We start from the raw sequence: 15,614 nt of genomic DNA, 5'->3' as shown, positions 1-15,614 counted from the left end.
CGTCGGATCGCTACTGCTGTGCGGGTGCCTGCGCCGGAGCGACGAAGTTGAACGTGATCGGCGCCGACTCACGCTCGGCCAGCTTCGCGGTGGCCTGGTAGCCGCCCGCCGCCACCTGGACGCGCTTCTTGGTGCATCCGGGATTGCTGGTGGTGCCCGACCAGGTGATGGTGTCGGTGACCTGCTGGCCCGGCGCAAGAACCTGGATGTTCACGCCCTTGTCCGGCGCGCAGTCCTGCGCCGACCACAGCGTCCGGCTTCCGTCCAGCGTGCGGACGATGACGTTCTGGGCGGCCTTGCCCACGTCGCGCGAACAGGCGGCGAGTCCGCCGTTGGTGGTGACGATCGTGAAGACCGGCTGGTCGCCGACGGTGTATGTGGGCTTGTCCGTGTAGAGCACCACCGACAGGCTCTGGTCGGAGCATCCGGGAGCACCCGCGTCCGCGGCGGGTGCGTCGGACTGCTGCGCGGGCGCGGGGGCGGGAGCCGAGGGCGTGGCACTCGGATCGCCGCCCTGGCCGTGCTCGCCTCCGCCGCTGGGCGCCTCACTGCTCGGCGGGGCGCTCTGCACTGCGGTCGACGGCGCCGCGAGCTCGGTCGAGGACTTCGCCGCGGCGTTCTTCGAGTCGGGGGTGCTGTCGGAACCGCCGCTGAGCCAGACGATCAGGAGGATGACCACAACGATCGCGACGACCGCCCCGACGCCGGCGACGAGGCGCCGGCGCCAATACACCTCGGGCGGCAGTGGTCCTTGCGGTTCAATCACGCCCTCAACGGTATCGCCGCTCCCCTGTCAAGAGCAGCGAGGCCGTCCGGCGTGTCGTCGATTCCGCCGACCGAGGGCTCACTCGCCGATGTCGCCGATCACCTCGACCATCTCGACCTGACCGTCTTCGAGACGGTACGTGAGGCCGACGACGGCGAGCGTCCCCTTCTCGACCCGGTCGGCGATGATCTGGCTGCGGTCCATCAGCAGATGCACCGTCTCCTTCACGTGCCTGCCGATGAACCCGTAGTAGTCGTCGATGCCCTCGGCGCGTCCGGCCAGAATGCTCGGCATCACCTTCTCGACGATCGTCCGCACGTAGCCGTTCGGGAGGGTGTTGTTGTCGAGGGACTCGAGCGTCGAGCCGACGGCACCGCAGCTGCTGTGGCCGAGCACCACGATCAGCGGAACATTCAGAACGTCGGGGCCGAACTCGATGGTTCCGAGAACCGCTTCGTCGAGCACATGGCCGGCGGTGCGGACCACGAACATGTCCCCGAGCCCCTGGTCGAAGATGATCTCCGCGGCCAGCCGCGAGTCGCCGCAGCCGAACAGAACCACGTGCGGCTTCTGGCCGGAGACCAGAGCGGCCCGCTGGTCGCTACTCTGGTTCGGATGAATCGACCCCCCACCGACGAAACGCTCGTTGCCTTCTTTGATGACCTGCCATGCTTGCGCGGGGGTTAAGTTCTCCATGAGCGCAAGTATGCCACCGCGCGATGTACTCGATTGGTTCACCCGTGCCCGTCGACCGCTGCCGTGGCGCGAACCGGGCATACCCGGCTGGCACATCCTGATCAGCGAGATCATGCTCCAGCAGACTCCAGTCGCGCGCGTCCTCGAGCCCTGGCAGGAATGGGTGCGGCGGTGGCCGGTTCCGTCCGCGATGGCCGCCGAGACCACCGGAGAAGTGGTCCGCGCGTGGGGCCGGCTGGGGTATCCCCGGCGCGCGATGCGGCTCCACGAATGCGCGGGCGTCCTGGCCGCCGAGCACGGCGACGTGGTCCCCGACGACGTCGACACCCTGCTCGCGCTGCCGGGGATCGGCGACTACACGGCCCGCGCCGTCGCGTGCTTCGCCTACGGCCGATCGGTCCCGGTGGTCGACACCAACGTGCGCAGGGTGATAGCCCGCGCGGTGCACGGCCGGGCGCAGGCCGGAAATCCCGCCAAGCGCGATCTGGCGGAGGCCGCGGCACTGTTGCCCGACGACGGCACCGCGCCGACGTTCTCGGCCGCGGTGATGGAGCTCGGGGCGCTCGTGTGCACTGCGCGCAACCCGCGGTGCGAGGAATGCCCCCTGCTCGGCAGCTGCCGCTGGGTGGCGCGCGGACGACCCGCCCACGACGGTCCCCCGCGTCGCACCCAGAAGTTCGAGGGCACCGACCGCCAGGCCCGCGGACGGCTCCTCGATGTGCTGCGCAGCGGTCGCGGCCCCGTCGAACGAGCCCACCTCGACCTCGCGTGGACCGCCGACCCCGCCCAGCGCGACCGCGCGCTCGACTCACTGCTCGTCGACGGGCTCATCGAGGTCAACGACGACGGATTGTTCTGCCTAGCCGGCGAGGCCTGACAGGAAGGCCTCCACCGCGCCCCGGTACACGCCGGGGCGGTCGTCGTGAACCAGGTGCCCGGCGCCGGGAACTCGCAGATAGGCCGACTGCGGGTACCGCGCCTGACCGCCGCGGACGGCCATGTCTGCCATCTGCCCGGGCGGCGTCACGGAGTGCTCCGCCTCCACCAGCAGCGCGGGCACGTCGACCGCCTCCCACTGCGCCCAGAAGTCTCTGGTGCCCCACTCCTCGGCTATCGCCGCCCAGACGGGGATGCTGCCGTGGAGGCGACCGTCGTCGAAGGCCTCGTAGAAGTACCGGCCGGCGACGTCTCCGAACATCGCGACCGCCTCGTCGAGCCCGGCGAATCGTTCGGGCCAGCTGTCGAACCACGGGGCCCAGTCGCCGGTGGTGCGGCCGCGGAAATCCGGCGCCATGTCCTCGACCACGATCGCGCTCACCAGTTCGGGGAACTCGGCTGCCGCGCACCACGCGTGCAGCCCGCCCATCGAGTGACCCACGAGTACCGCGGGTCCGCGGTCGATCCAGGTGATCACCTCTCCGACGTCCGCGACGAACCGCTCGGTGGCGATGTCCTCGGGCGCGGGCGGGCGCGAATCGTCGAACCGGCCCTGATGGTAGGCGGCGTCGAAGGTGAACACTCGTCCGTAGCGGCGCAGCCAGGGAATCTGACGGCTCCAGGTGCGTCCGCGGCCCATCAGTCCGTGCAGCAGAACGATCGCCCCGAGCCCGCCCTCGTCCCTGTCGAGGCCACCGTAGTCAAGGAGTCCATTCACGACTCTCGACCCTAATCCGGCGGGCGGTTCGTCAGTAGGCTGGACGGCATGGCAATAGTGAAGATCAACGCGATCAAGATCCCCGAAGGCGCCGGCCCCGAACTGGAGAAGCGCTTCGCCGCGCGTGCGGGAGTGGTGGACGAGGCCGAGGGATTCCTCGGTTTCCAGCTGCTGCGTCCGGTCAAGGGCGAGGAGCGGTACTTCGTCGTCACGCATTGGAAGGACGACGCGAGCTACCAGGCGTGGGCCGGTGGCGATGCCCGCGCCGCGCACAAGAGCGACCGCAAACCCGTCGCCACCGGAGCCGACCTCCTCGAGTTCGAGGTCGTGATCGACGTCGAGCCGAAGTCCTGACGGATCATCACGCACACGTGTTTCGCACCAAGACGCTGGCAGTGATTTAGAACGTGTTCTAGTATCGAGGAAATAAGGTTTCCCGATACTAGGAGCACGTATGACCGAGCCCATCGAGACCACCCAGCTCTACATCGGCGGGAAGTGGGTCGCACCGCATTCCTCGCAGATTCTCGAGGTGTTCTCGCCCGCCACCGGCGAGAAGGTGGGCTCGGTCCCGCTGGCCGACGAGGTCGACGTCGACAACGCCGTCCGCGCCGCCCGCGAAGCGTTCGACTCCGGCGTGTGGCGCAACACGCCGCCGGCCCAGCGAGCTGCGGTGATCCGTCGGGCAGCGGAGTTGATCAACGAGCGCGGCGGCGAGATCGGCGCCCTCGTCTCGGCCGAGATGGGTGCCACGCCCGGCGACGTCGCGACCCTGCAGCAGCTGGCCGGGACCGGGGTCCTGAACGCCTATGCGGACGCCGCCGACGCATACGAATGGGAGGAGAAGCGGAGCGGCCTGTTCGGCGAGAGCCTCGTGGTCCGCGAGCCCGTCGGGGTGGTCGGTGCGATCATCGCGTGGAACGTCCCGCTGTTCCTTTTCTGCAACAAGTTCGGCCCCGCTCTGGCGGCCGGCTGCTCCATCGTGCTCAAGCCCGCCCCCGAGACGCCACTGAACGCGAATCTCCTGGCTGAGATCTTCACCGAGGCGGGCATTCCGGAGGGCGTGATCTCCGTGGTACCCGGCGGCATCGAGACCGGCCAGGCGCTCGTCGATCACCCCGACGTCGACAAGATCACGTTCACCGGCTCCACCGCGGCGGGCCGCGCCATCGCCGGACGCTGCGGTGACCAGCTCAAGCGCTGCTCGCTGGAACTTGGAGGCAAGTCCGCGGCCATCGTCCTCGAAGACGCCGACATCGCCGCCAGCGCGCCGATGCTCGTCTTCTCGGGCATCCTGAACTCCGGCCAGGCCTGCGTCGCACAGACGCGCGTGCTGGTCCCCCGCAGCAAGCACGACGAGGTGGTCGACGCGATGGTCGCGGTTGCCTCCACCTTCACCCCGGGACTGCCCGACGACCCGGAGACGAAGGTCGGCCCGATCATCAACGACAAGCAGCACGCCAAGGTCACCGGCTACATCGCCAAGGGCAAGTCGGAGGGGGCCACCGCCGTTCTCGAGGTGCCCGCACCGGAGATCGGCACCGGCAACTTCGTCGGTCCCACCATCTTCACCGGCGTCACCAACGACATGACGATCGCCCGCGAAGAGATCTTCGGTCCGGTGATCAGCGTGATCGCCTACGACGATCTCGACGAGGCCATCGCCATCGCCAACGACTCCGACTACGGCCTCGCGGGCTCGGTCTGGACCACCGACATCGACAAGGGTGTCGAGGTCGCCAAGCAGATCCGCACCGGAACGATGGGCATCAACTGGTACGCGATCGACCCGTCGTCGCCCTTCGGCGGCTACAAGAAGTCCGGCATCGGCCGAGAGAACGGCCGCGAAGGACTCGAGAGCTACCTCGAGCACAAGGCCATCCTCATGCCGATGGGTTACACCTCGTAGCGCTCCCTCCCAAGAGCCGGCGCCCGCCTCCGAATCACCCCGGAGGCGGGCGCCATTTCATTCAGCGCCTGCGGCTCACACCCCGGCGAATGCCCGGACAGTCCGCTCCGCCACAGCCGCGACGTACGCGGCATCGGCGACGTCGCCAGTCATCAGGACCCGGAAGTAGAGCGGACTCGCGGCGGTCTCCAGAAACTCCCGCACATCGGTAGTCGACGGGAGTTCCCCTCGAGCGACAGCGCGCTCGACGATGACACCGCTGCGCAGGAACCGCTCATCCCAGAAGGCGGCGCGAGCGCGGCGTACGTCGTCCTCTGCGACGTCCACCGTCACCGCTGCCTGCACGACCGCGCGAATCGCGCGGTCCCCCAGCGCCTCGACGATGCCCGACAGGAGCAGTTCGAGGTCGCCTCGCAACGAGCCGGTGTCGGGCGTCGCGACGTTCGTGCGAGCGAACCGAGTCAGGATGTCGCCGATGAGTGCCGCTTTCGTCGACCATCGGCGGTAGACGGTCGTCTTGTTGACACCAGCGCGATCCGCGACGTCGGTGAGTTGCAGTCCCGCGTACCCGACTTCCGCGAGGATCTCGAGCGTCGCCTGGTGAACCGCTGCGACCACCCGGGCGGAACGACCGCCCGGACGTCGACGTTCGGATACCGCATCGCCGGTCATCTCCGCTCAGCCCCTTTCATCGCCGCACTCGTCGCACCTCCGGACAAACGCAACTATAGTTGCTTTAAATTCCATTGGCGACCGACGGACGGAGCTTTCGAGTGAACGAGAACGATGTGACGATCACAGCCGTGATCGATGGCCGCAGAGTCGGCCGCGACGAAGTGCTCGCCTGGGAGGCGCGCCGGATCCCGCGAGCCTCAAGGAAACTCGGCATGAAGGCTCCCTCGGGTCCGGTCGAAGATATGCGGCGCGCGTTCTGCGATGGCAAGTTCGAGCTGGGGGTCGATGAGATCCGGCGCCGCCTGGCCCGCGACATCCGACTGTCGGATGCGGTCGCACGCGTCACCGGCGGGCTGTCGGGAGGTCGCAGAGCCACCAGCGTCTGTGATCTGTATGTAGAGGGCGGGGACGCTCAGGGGTTCGTGGACTGGTTCTCGGATGCGGGCCGCGACGATTATGCGTGGAGCATGGTCGTCGCGAGTCCGGACCACTTCATCATCGACAGCACGGCGGACGGCAGGCAGGAGGTGATCGAGACGACCGGTGGCAGTCCCTTCGCAACCCGGTTCTTCGTCGACTACGACGACACCTCCCGGCTGACCACCGCGCGGGATCCGGCGTTCGCACTCGAACTCGCCGGAGTCGCTCGGACCGGCGCGGATACGGCAGTCGGCGGCGTACGTCATCAGCTTCGCGACGACAGGTACGGCTTTCACCTCCGCGCGTGCGTGGAGTTCCCGAAACTCATGGCACCTCAGATGGTGAAAGAACACCGCTGGCATCTCGCGTGCGAGTTCAGCAATTGGATCGAAGGAGCCTTCTCCGCCTGACCGGTTGGACGGGCTCGAGTGAGTGCCGCGGTGGCCGCGGCGCTCGAAGACACTGGCACTGTCCGTACGGACATCGTGTCGAGCGGGCAGGCCGTACGCGGCCCAGCGGGTGTCACGCGGTTTCGACTCGCTGCGCTCGCTCAACCAGCCTGGAAAGGGCCACTGGACCAGCCTGGAAAGGGCCACTGGACCAGCCTGGGAAGAGCCACTGGACCAGCCTGGGATGGACCCGCTCAACCAGCCTGGGACCAGCCTGCCGAGGGCTTCAACCAGACCGGAGCCGCTCGGAGAGCGGCGCGAGGCTCAGCCCGCGGGCGTCGACTGCGGTGCCGGAGAGCTCGGGGCGCTCGGAATGGGCACGGCGTTCGACGGCGGCGTCTCGCCACCGGACTGCACGTTCTTCTGCAGACTGTCGTCGGTGAGGATGTCGATCTCGTTGATCTTCCAGTCGTCGCCCTGCTTCTCCATGCCGAAGATCAGGCGGCTCTTGTCGACCTGAACGTCCTCGGCGTTGTTCCGGGTCGACGACTGGTTGATGAACAGCAGCACCTTCGCGGTGTCGCGGGTGTTCTCCATGACGCCGGAGTCCTGAACCGTCACGACGGTCGAGACCCCCTCCTGCTTGACGCCCTCGGCCACCTTCGACTCGACGATGTGCTTCTGATAGTCCTTCTGTGCCCCGCCCGTGAGCCGGCCCATCGTGGTGTTGATGTGCGCGTCGACGGTCTTGGAGTTCCACGAGAACATGTCCACGACGTACGTCTGCGCAGCCGACAGCGCAGAGTCACGCGCCCGCTCCTGCGCGGCCGCGTTCGCGTAGACGATGCCCAGCGCGATCGTCACGCCGACGACGATCACCACGATCAATCCCAGTACCGGCAGCAGCCAGCGCTGCACTCGACTCATCACGCCACCCAATCGAAGTACGTCATCTTCAGCTCACCGTTGATGCGTGTCATGTCCACGCGGGCGCGGAATGTCGTCGACTCGCTGCTCTTCGGGTCGTCCTTCGGGTGGCCCTCCCAGCCGTACACGATGAGCACCGAGCCCTCGTCCTCGTCGGCCTTCGACACCGCGTCGGCGAGGATCGTCGTCTTGGTGACCAGGTCACCCTTGCGGACCATGTCCGCGACCTGCTTCATGTTCTCCTGGAACATCTGCTTCGCGCGGCCACTGGTCTTGTCGATCGCGTTCTTGTACATCTGGTCGGCGTTCTGCGGGTCGAGCGTGGTCATCGACACCACCATCTGCTGGGCGAAGGTGGAGTATTCGGCCCGCCACTGCCGCTGCTGCTCGATCTGGTGGTACTGGTAGCCGAACACGCCCGACAGCACCGCGCCGATCACCAGGACGAGCGACGTGAGCACCACCGCGACGATCATCAGCTTCGAGCCGTCGCCGGCCTTCTGCCGCGTGGACTTGCGCACCACACCGCGGCTGCGCCGACGCTCACGGTATCCGGCGCTGCGCTCCACCTCTTCGGGGTCGGGCTCCGGTTCCGGTTCGGCGGCCGGGGCCTCGTCGACCGGCTCGGCCGGCTGCTCGGTCTCGGTCTCCACGGCCGGTTCGGCCTCGGACTTCTTCGGCTTCTTGCGTCGTCGGCTCAGCGGACTGGAGCGGCGGACAACGTCGTCTTCGGGCGAGTTCAGGACTCCACCGTCTTCGTGATCAGGTCGTACCATTTCTGCTTCTTGCCCTGCGCCTGCTGATTCTCAGCGGTCACGTAGGTCTTTCCGTCGGGTCCGATGAATTGTCCCGTCTGCGGATCGTAGGTGGTGGCGTAGACCGCCGGCGACGGATCGTAGTCGCTCGGGGTTCCCGGCACCACGCGCCCGGCCGGCTGCTTCGGCAGGTCGGTGCCCGGCAGGCCGTTCGGGAAGGCGACGTTGTCGCGCTTGGAGGGAACGAAACCGGTCTTGCACTCCTCGGGTGTCGGAGCACGGCGGCCCGGATACTCGACGCACGGGAAGTTGCGTGCGCCTCGGACCGCGGCCTGAGCGTCTTGCGGAAGCCGGCAGAGCAGGCCCGGCGGCAGGTCGCGGGCATCCTGCTCTGACGGGAAACGCCATTGGTCGGTCGGCATGAACCCGACAGTACAGGTCGGCGGATCCTGGAAGCCGAGCGTGAAGTTCACGTTGGGACCGTGCCGGTTGGAGCCGGAGTTGATCGCGGTGATCAGCGCGGAGAGCACGCGCGGATACAACACGATCGTCTGCCGCAGATTCGGCAGATACACCGCCTGCGTGTGCGCGGCCACCGACAGATTCGAGATCGCCAGAGGGAACGAGTCACTCATGTCCTCGAACAGTTTCTGCGCCTGCGACGCCACACCGGGTCCCTTGGCGAGGATGTCGGTGATGTCCGGGCGGCTGGCGCGGAGCTGATCGGTCACCTTCGTCAGATCCTTGGTCCACGAGCGGATCTGGTCGGCGGTGCGGTTCTGGGTCGCCAGTATCGGCCCGGCCTGGTCGACCAGATCGATGGTGGCGTCCACGTTCTTGTTCAACGCGCCGACGAAGAGCACCATCGAGTCCATCAACCGCTGAAGATCCTCGCCGGTGCCGTTGAACGCGGTGAAAGCCTCGTCCATCACCGAGCGGAGCTTGGTGTCGCTGACCTGGTTGAGCAGCGCGTCGGCTTGGTCGAGCATCGAGGAGATCTCCACCGGGACATCGCTGCTCGTGACCGTCGCCCCGTTGCCCAGGTTGTCGCTCGACGGGTTCTTGGGCGGCTCGAAGTTGACGAACTGCTCGCCGACCGCGGAGACGCTGCGGACCGAGGCCGCGGAGTTCGCGGGGATGTCGGTGCCGGAGTCGATCGTCAGCGTCGCCGAGACGCCCGTCGGCGTCAGACGGACGCCGGTGACCTTGCCGACGTCCACGCCGCGGTAGCTGACGTTGGCGTTCTCGTAGAGGCCACCGGTCGACGGCAGTTCCAGCGTCATCGTGTAGGTGCCGATCCCGAACATCTGCGGGAGCCGGATGTAGAACACCGCCATCGCGACCATCGAGATGACCGTGACGATGCTGAAGATGATCAGCTGCACACGGACGAAATGCGTGATCTTCATCAGTTGCCGCCCTGGATCTTCGGAAGCAGGTCGAGCGGCGAGGGATTCGCCGAATTCTGCTGCTTACGCTCTGTCGGCCCCTTCTTCAAGGGCGCCGAGTACGGATTCGCACCCTGCTTGGCCCCACCCGCCGGCTTGCCGACGACGGTCTCCGGCCCGGCCGCGGTCACCGAGGCGACCATCGTCTTGCCCAGTCGGTTCCAGGTCAGGTCGAGCACGAGATCGGAGTTGACGTAGTCGCCCTTCACGATCGTCGGAATCAGATCCTCGACGAACGGGAAGGTCAGCAGGATCCGCAGTGAGTTGGTGAGCGCCGGACCCGTCATCGACAGCTGATCGAGCAACTCGCGCACATTCGGCACGATCGTCTTGATGTCGTCGCTGTTCTCGCGGAGCACCTCGTTGGCGGTGGCCGAGAGCTTGCCGACCCCGTCCATCGCGCTGGTCAGATTCTTGCGCTGATCCACGAGCAGTTGCAGAATCCTCGGGCCGCTCTCCAGCGCACGCTGGACGGTCGGCGTCTGGCGGTTGATCGTCTCCGCCAGCCGATCGAGGCCGGACATGGCGTCGATGATGTTGTCCGTCTGCGTGTTCAAGTCGGAGACCAGGGTGTTCAGCCGCGGGATGAGGCTCTTGAGCGTCCCCTCGTTACCTCCGACGATCTGGTCCAATTCGTGGACCACGTCGCCCATCTGCGACAGTCCGCCGCCGTTGAGGACCACCGACAGCGAGCTCAGCACCTGTTCGGTGGTCGGATACATGCACGGATCGACCGTCTGCGCCGAGGTGATGTCGGGGATCTTCTTGGGATCGGTCTGGGCCAGGTTCTGCTGCTCCGGGCAGTTCGGCAGCGCCAACGAGCCACCTTCACGGAGATACTGCCCGCTCGGGTGGTCGGGCGGAACGATCGCGATGTGCGACGAGCCGAGCACGCTGGTCATCCCGATCATCGCGTGCGAACCGACCGGCACCTTGACGTCCCCGTTCAGTCGGAGCGTCACCTTCGCGGTCCAGTCGTCGATCGTGATGTCGCCGACGCTGCCGACGGTCGCGTCGTTCATCATCACCGGCGCGTTGCGCACCAGGCCCGCGGCCGACGGGATGCGAGCGGTGATCCGGTAGGCGTCCGAACCCGTTCCCGCGGCACCGACGGCCGACACCGTGGAGATGGTGCCGCTGCTGCAGCCCGCCATGACGGGGACGACGATGAGGCCCGCACACGCCACGGCGGCGACCAACTTCTTCGACCCCATCAGCCCTCACCTCCGAACGGCACCAGCAGCTTCCCCAGCGGATCGGGATTGGCGTTGCGGCTGGCCGCATCGCGCTCACGCACGCCGGCCTGGGCGCGCTGCTTCACGCTCTCGTTCTGGTAGGTGATCTGGTCCGGATTCGCCGTACGCCCGATCACCGGGTTCGCCATGAAGGGCGGGTAGTTGACTACGACGTCCTTCATCACCGGACCGATGATGTCGACGCACTGCTCGATGTCCTTCTCGGTGTCGCCGGGACGAGCGGTGGAGGCCATCGATCCGCACAGCAGCGTGATCAGGTTGTTGCCCATGCCGAGACCGAAGACGCCGTCGAGCGACCCGGTCAGCGGGTTGTAGATGTTGAAGAAGTTGGCGAGCTGGTTGGGTGCGGAGTGCAGCAGGCCGCGCAGTTGCTCGTCCTTGCGCTTGAGCGTGCCGGTCAGCTGCGCCAACTTGCTCATCGTGGAGGTGACGACGCCGCTGTTGGTCCCGAGGAAGCCCTCGAGCTCACCGACCGCCTCGTTCAGATTCGTCATCGCATCGCCGAGATCGTCGCTGCTGCCTTCGAGCACGCTGCTGACGCTGGCCATCCGCCCGTTGAACTGTACCAACTGCTCGTGGCTCGTCGAGAGTGCGTCGGTCAGCTTCTGCAGGCTCTTGACGGTGGCGAAGACATCGTCGCGGTTGTCCGACAGCGTGCCCATGACCGTCGACATCTGCTTGATCGAGTCGGCGATCGCCTGGCCGTTGCCCGACAGGTTCTTATCCATCACGTTGATGGCGTCGGCGGCGGTGCCCGGCTCGGCGCCGTGCGGGCCGACGGCCTTGGTGAGCTCGTCGAGTTGCTTCTTGACGTCGTCCCACTCCATCGGCACGGCCGTCCGCTCCATCGGGATGGAGTCGCCGTCCTGCAGCTTCGCGCCCTTGTCGTACACCGGAGTCAGCTGGATGAACCGGCCGGACACGAGTGACTGCGCGACGATCACGGCACGCGCATCGGCCGGGATCGGGGTGTCGTCGTCGATGCGCATCGTGACCTTGACGTCGCCGCGACGGGTCTCGATGGACGAGACCTTGCCGATTTTGACGCCGATCACGCGCACCGGGTCGCCGCTGTAGAGGCCGCTCACCGACGGGAAATAGGCGGTGATGGTCCGCGTGGTCGCCTTCTGGACGCCGAGGAACACCCCGACGGCCAGCAGCGCCAGTACGACGACTCCGGCGATGATCGCCCACACTCGTTTCGAGATGCCCACGTCAGCCTCCCGTTCCGTGACGCTGGCTGGGGTTCAGGTCATTGTTGTTCTGCGGTTGCTGCGGGATGGGCGTCGGGTACTGACGCTTGGGCGAGGGACGTCCCACGTCCGGGGCGCCCGCATCCGGCCCCTGGTTCCAGTTCTTCGGGAACAGCGGGTTACCCGAGTACTGGTAGAAGTACTTCGCCGCCTCGGGGTACTTGCGCTGCAGGACCTTCAGGAACGTGCCGAAGTAGTCGCCCCACGTCGGCAGTCCGACGAGCGAGGAGAAGTACGGTCCCGAGCTGACCGCCTCACCGAGGATGTTGGCGTACGGACCGAGGTTGTCGATCGCCTTGCCGAAGTTCTCCTCGTTGTCGTTGAGGATGTCGAGCACGCCGTTGAACTTGTCGAGCACCGGCTTCAGCTGAGCGTTGTTGTCTTCGACGAACCCGGTGATCTCGGCGGTGACGTCCTTGGTCCCCTTGATCACCTGACGCAGCGCTTCGCGGCGGATGTTGAGCTCGCCGAGCAGTGCATTGGCGTCGATCAACATGTCGCGGATCTGGTTGCTGCGCTGACCGACGATCTGGGTCACCCCGCGGGCCTGCCGCAGCAGGTCGCTGAGCGCGTTGTCGCGATCGGCGATCGCCTTCGACAGCCGGCTCACCCCCTCGACGGCCCCGCTGACATTGGCCGGTGTCTTCGAGAACGTCTCGGTGAGGGTTTCGAGCGCCTTGTTGAGCTGATCGGTGTCGGTGGTCGCCAGGGTGGAGGTCGCATCCTCCAGAGCGTCCGACAGCGAGTACGGCGACACGGTCGAGTCCACCGGGATCGACCCGCCGGGCTTGATCCGGCCGGTGCCGATCGGTGTGATCGTCAGATTGCGCCGTCCCAGGACGGTCTCGGTCTTGATCGCCGCGCGGCTGCGATCGCCCATGACGACCGTGTCGTTGAGCCGGAACCTGATCTTGGCCTTGAGTCCCTGGTCGGTCTCGGCCAGGCTGATGCCCTCGACGGTGCCGACGTTGACGCCGGCCACCAGCACCACGTCCCCGGTGACCAGACCGCCCGCGTCGTCGAAGTAGACGTCGTAGGTGCTGATCTGCGAGAGGTACGGCAGCCGGTCCATCTGCATGGCCATGATCACGACCATCGCGGTGATGAGTGCGCCGATGATTCCGACCTGATACTTGGGCCGCCCCGCACGGTGGAAGGGCTTGGTCTCGGCCTGTGTGACGTCGACGTCCGGATCCTGCGACTCGGCGGGTTCGGGATTCACGTTCTCACTCAACTCGCGCACCTCCCGCCCGCTCTGGTCTGATCGCCCATCGCGTCGATCGCCGTGAAGTAGTACTGGGTGTTGCCCGGACCGGGCAGCAGCAGCCGGATACGGCAGAAGTAGATCTGCAGCCAGGCCCCGTAACTGCCGAGGTTGGAGAGCATCTTGAAGTCGCCGGGCAGGCGACCGAGCAGATTGCGGATGAAGGGCTCGGCCTTGAGCGCCTGCTCGCTGGTCCGCCCGAGCGCCGACACCGTCTCCTTGAGATCCGGGCGGGTGGCGTTCATCAGGCTCGCCAATCCGGTGGTGGCCTGGCTCGCCTGGCTGATCGCCTCGCCGTACACACCGCGGTCCTGGGCGAGTCCGGAGATCAGCTTCTGCATCCGGTCCACGCTCTGGTCCAGGCCCTTGTGGTCGGCCTCGAGCGTGGAGAGCGTCTTGTTGAGGTTGTCGATGACGCTGCCGATCAGCTGGTCGCGGTCGGCGATCTTGTTCGTGAACTCCGAGGTGCTGGCCAGCAGCGTGTTCAGTCCCGCGCCCTGCCCCTGGAAGATCGCGATCAGCGAGGAGGTCAGCTGATTGACCTCATCGGGGTCCAGCGTCCGGAACAGCGGCTTGAATCCGCCGAGCAGGTTGTCGAGGTCCAGAGCGGGCTCGGTCTGCTTCAGCGGGATCTGATCGCCCGCCGACAGCGTCTGGCTCATGTCGCCGGTGCCCGGCTGCAGCTCCAGATAGCGGTCGCCGGTCAGATTCTGGTACCGGATCCGGGCCTGCACCGACTTCGGCAGCCGGTAGTTGTCGTTGACCGTGAACGTGACCTCGGCCTGGTTGTCGCGATTGAGTTCCACCGAACTCACGGCACCCACGTCGACGCCCGCGATCTTGACGACGCTGCCGGACTTCATGGCGGAGGCGCTGGCGAAGACGGCGCTGTACTTGTCACTGCTTCCGCCCTGGTAACGGCTGAACACCAGCACCAGGCCGACGAGCACCAGGATCATGGCGAGGGCGAAGGCGCCGAGCTTGATGACGGTCGCACGGAATGCGCGTGCGCGACTATCCACGGGGGGTACCTCCGAATAGCAACTGGAAGAGCTTGCGCGACTCCACCTTCGGGGTGGTGCGCGGCTGATACGGCTGCGGCGCGTTGTCGATGACGTAGAACGGGATGTGTTCCTTGGACTGCACATCGGTCAGTCCGGCCTGGCAGGTCGGCGGGCCGTCGCCGTGGACCTCGGGCAGGTCCTGCGGGTAGCGGTACGGGTCCTGGCCGGGGATCAGTCCGGCGTCGAGCAGCAGCATGCCGTTGCGGCCGCCGAGCAGCGGCGTGGCGATGTCGGTGGCGTCCGACGCCGCGGTGATGAAGCACCGCAGTCCCGGAGCCTGCCTGCCGAGCAGCCGGCTGACCGGGTTGAGATCGGTCAGAGTGGAGATGAGGTTCTTCTTCGACGCCGTCAGCACGCCGTTGACGGTGTTGGTCATGCCGGTGACGTTGATGAGCAGCGCGTCGAGGTTCGCCGCGTTGTCGACCAGGGTGTTCCCGACGACGGTCGCGTTGTCGAGCACGCGCATCAGATCGGGCATCGCGTCGGCGTAGACGTTGGTGGCGCCTGCACCCTCGCGGAGCAGCCGGTTGAGCTCGGGCAGGTGCGGGTTGGTCTTGCCGAGCACGTCCGTGAGCTGGACCAGCGCGTCGCCGATCTGCTTGCCGCGTCCCGAGAGTGCCTCGTCGACGGCGCCGATGGTGACGTTGAGCTTGTCCGGCTGCAGCTCGGCGAGCACGTTGACCAACTGCTGGTACACCGTGTTCAGCTCCACGACCACGTGGTCGGCGGTGATGACCGAGCCCGCCCGCAGCTGTCCCTCCGGTCCGGACTCCGGCACCACGAGGTTCACGGCCTTGGCCCCGAAGATCGTGTTCGACTTGATGTCGGCCTTGACGTTGGCCGGAACCATGCCGATCTGGTCGGAGGCCATGTCGAGCTTGAGTTCGGCCCGGTCACCGATGGTGGTCACCGATGCGACGCGCCCGACCTCCACCCCGCGGAGCTTGACCTTCGCGTCGGGATTCATCACCAGTCCCGCGCGCGGCGCGAAGAGGGTGACCGTCTCGGTGCTGGCGAACCATCCGAGGAACTGCCCGGACGCCAGCGCGACGATGCCGGCGAGCACGCCGACCATGATGACGGCTGCGAGCTTCCGGGTGCGGTCGCTGTAGCCTCTGCTGTTCTTCTTCGCCATCCG

The 15,614-nt window shown here is 66.8% G+C and carries 16 protein-coding genes; 4 read left to right on the top strand and 12 right to left on the bottom strand.

The window, feature by feature from the left end; translation table 11 throughout:
* Positions 1-10 precede the first annotated feature (10 nt).
* Together ACZ5QD_RS17500 and ACZ5QD_RS17495 are read right to left on the bottom strand one after the other, a co-directional pair.
* A complete protein-coding gene (locus ACZ5QD_RS17500; RefSeq protein WP_006894260.1) occupies positions 11-766 on the bottom strand; it encodes a hypothetical protein in 756 nt (251 codons plus the stop codon).
* Positions 767-844: 78 nt separating this feature from the next.
* On the bottom strand, positions 845-1,462 hold the full coding sequence (locus ACZ5QD_RS17495) for a carbonic anhydrase (RefSeq protein WP_006894259.1): 618 nt from the start codon (positions 1,460-1,462) through the stop codon (positions 845-847).
* Between ACZ5QD_RS17495 and ACZ5QD_RS17490 the strand changes: the two genes are divergently transcribed.
* Positions 1,461-2,339 carry an HhH-GPD family protein gene (locus ACZ5QD_RS17490; RefSeq protein WP_039866569.1) on the top strand — a complete coding sequence of 293 codons (879 nt, stop codon included), beginning with the start codon at positions 1,461-1,463 and terminating at the stop codon, positions 2,337-2,339. The two genes, ACZ5QD_RS17495 and ACZ5QD_RS17490, sit on opposite strands and share 2 nt — an antisense overlap.
* Here the strand turns inward: ACZ5QD_RS17490 and ACZ5QD_RS17485 are convergent.
* Positions 2,322-3,116, bottom strand: a complete 795-nt coding sequence (locus ACZ5QD_RS17485; RefSeq protein WP_045536844.1) for an alpha/beta fold hydrolase — start codon at positions 3,114-3,116, stop codon at positions 2,322-2,324. The genes ACZ5QD_RS17490 and ACZ5QD_RS17485 overlap by 18 nt on opposite strands.
* A gap of 48 nt (positions 3,117-3,164) precedes the next feature.
* On the opposite strand from ACZ5QD_RS17485, the gene ACZ5QD_RS17480 reads away from it, so the two are divergent.
* Both ACZ5QD_RS17480 and ACZ5QD_RS17475 read left to right on the top strand, forming a co-directional pair.
* Positions 3,165-3,470, top strand: coding sequence for an antibiotic biosynthesis monooxygenase family protein (locus ACZ5QD_RS17480; RefSeq protein WP_464366978.1), 306 nt, complete (start codon positions 3,165-3,167; stop codon positions 3,468-3,470).
* A gap of 100 nt (positions 3,471-3,570) precedes the next feature.
* Positions 3,571-5,025 carry an aldehyde dehydrogenase gene (locus tag ACZ5QD_RS17475; RefSeq protein WP_464366977.1) on the top strand — a complete coding sequence of 485 codons (1,455 nt, stop codon included), beginning with the start codon at positions 3,571-3,573 and terminating at the stop codon, positions 5,023-5,025.
* 75 nt (positions 5,026-5,100) lie between these two features.
* Here the strand turns inward: ACZ5QD_RS17475 and ACZ5QD_RS17470 are convergent, their stop codons facing one another.
* On the bottom strand, positions 5,101-5,697 hold the full coding sequence (locus ACZ5QD_RS17470; RefSeq protein ID WP_464366976.1) for a TetR/AcrR family transcriptional regulator: 597 nt from the start codon (positions 5,695-5,697) through the stop codon (positions 5,101-5,103).
* A gap of 116 nt (positions 5,698-5,813) precedes the next feature.
* Between ACZ5QD_RS17470 and ACZ5QD_RS17465 the strand changes: the two genes are divergently transcribed.
* On the top strand, positions 5,814-6,530 hold the full coding sequence (locus tag ACZ5QD_RS17465; RefSeq protein WP_039866630.1) for a hypothetical protein: 717 nt from the start codon (positions 5,814-5,816) through the stop codon (positions 6,528-6,530).
* Between the two features lie 303 nt (positions 6,531-6,833).
* Here the strand turns inward: ACZ5QD_RS17465 and ACZ5QD_RS17460 are convergent, their stop codons facing one another.
* The 8 genes from ACZ5QD_RS17460 to ACZ5QD_RS17425 are packed head-to-tail and all read right to left on the bottom strand — an operon-like array spanning position 6,834 to position 15,611.
* On the bottom strand, positions 6,834-7,436 hold the full coding sequence (locus tag ACZ5QD_RS17460; protein WP_006894251.1) for a hypothetical protein: 603 nt from the start codon (positions 7,434-7,436) through the stop codon (positions 6,834-6,836).
* The gene (locus ACZ5QD_RS17455) at positions 7,436-8,212 is read right to left on the bottom strand and encodes a YfgM family protein (RefSeq protein WP_464366975.1); all 777 of its coding nucleotides are present in this window, start codon (positions 8,210-8,212) and stop codon (positions 7,436-7,438) included. Before ACZ5QD_RS17455 ends, ACZ5QD_RS17460 begins: the two co-directional genes overlap by 1 nt.
* Positions 8,176-9,600, bottom strand: coding sequence for an MCE family protein (locus ACZ5QD_RS17450; RefSeq protein ID WP_006894248.1), 1,425 nt, complete (start codon positions 9,598-9,600; stop codon positions 8,176-8,178). The genes ACZ5QD_RS17455 and ACZ5QD_RS17450 overlap by 37 nt, the downstream gene beginning before the upstream one ends.
* The gene (locus tag ACZ5QD_RS17445) at positions 9,600-10,853 is read right to left on the bottom strand and encodes an MCE family protein (RefSeq protein WP_464366974.1); all 1,254 of its coding nucleotides are present in this window, start codon (positions 10,851-10,853) and stop codon (positions 9,600-9,602) included. The genes ACZ5QD_RS17450 and ACZ5QD_RS17445 overlap by 1 nt, the downstream gene beginning before the upstream one ends.
* On the bottom strand, positions 10,853-12,109 hold the full coding sequence (locus ACZ5QD_RS17440) for an MCE family protein (RefSeq protein WP_464366973.1): 1,257 nt from the start codon (positions 12,107-12,109) through the stop codon (positions 10,853-10,855). The genes ACZ5QD_RS17445 and ACZ5QD_RS17440 overlap by 1 nt, the downstream gene beginning before the upstream one ends.
* A gap of 1 nt (position 12,110) precedes the next feature.
* Positions 12,111-13,382 carry an MCE family protein gene (locus ACZ5QD_RS17435; protein WP_464366972.1) on the bottom strand — a complete coding sequence of 424 codons (1,272 nt, stop codon included), beginning with the start codon at positions 13,380-13,382 and terminating at the stop codon, positions 12,111-12,113.
* The gene (locus ACZ5QD_RS17430) at positions 13,379-14,434 is read right to left on the bottom strand and encodes an MCE family protein (protein WP_006894244.1); all 1,056 of its coding nucleotides are present in this window, start codon (positions 14,432-14,434) and stop codon (positions 13,379-13,381) included. The genes ACZ5QD_RS17435 and ACZ5QD_RS17430 overlap by 4 nt, the downstream gene beginning before the upstream one ends.
* Positions 14,427-15,611 (bottom strand): MCE family protein, encoded by a 1,185-nt coding sequence (locus ACZ5QD_RS17425; protein ID WP_464366971.1) that lies wholly within the window; start codon positions 15,609-15,611, stop codon positions 14,427-14,429. The genes ACZ5QD_RS17430 and ACZ5QD_RS17425 overlap by 8 nt, the downstream gene beginning before the upstream one ends.
* Positions 15,612-15,614: the final 3 nt, after the last annotated feature.

The organism is Gordonia sp. J1A (genome assembly GCF_055393515.1).
This window is presented reverse-complemented; position numbering and strand designations above follow the sequence as displayed.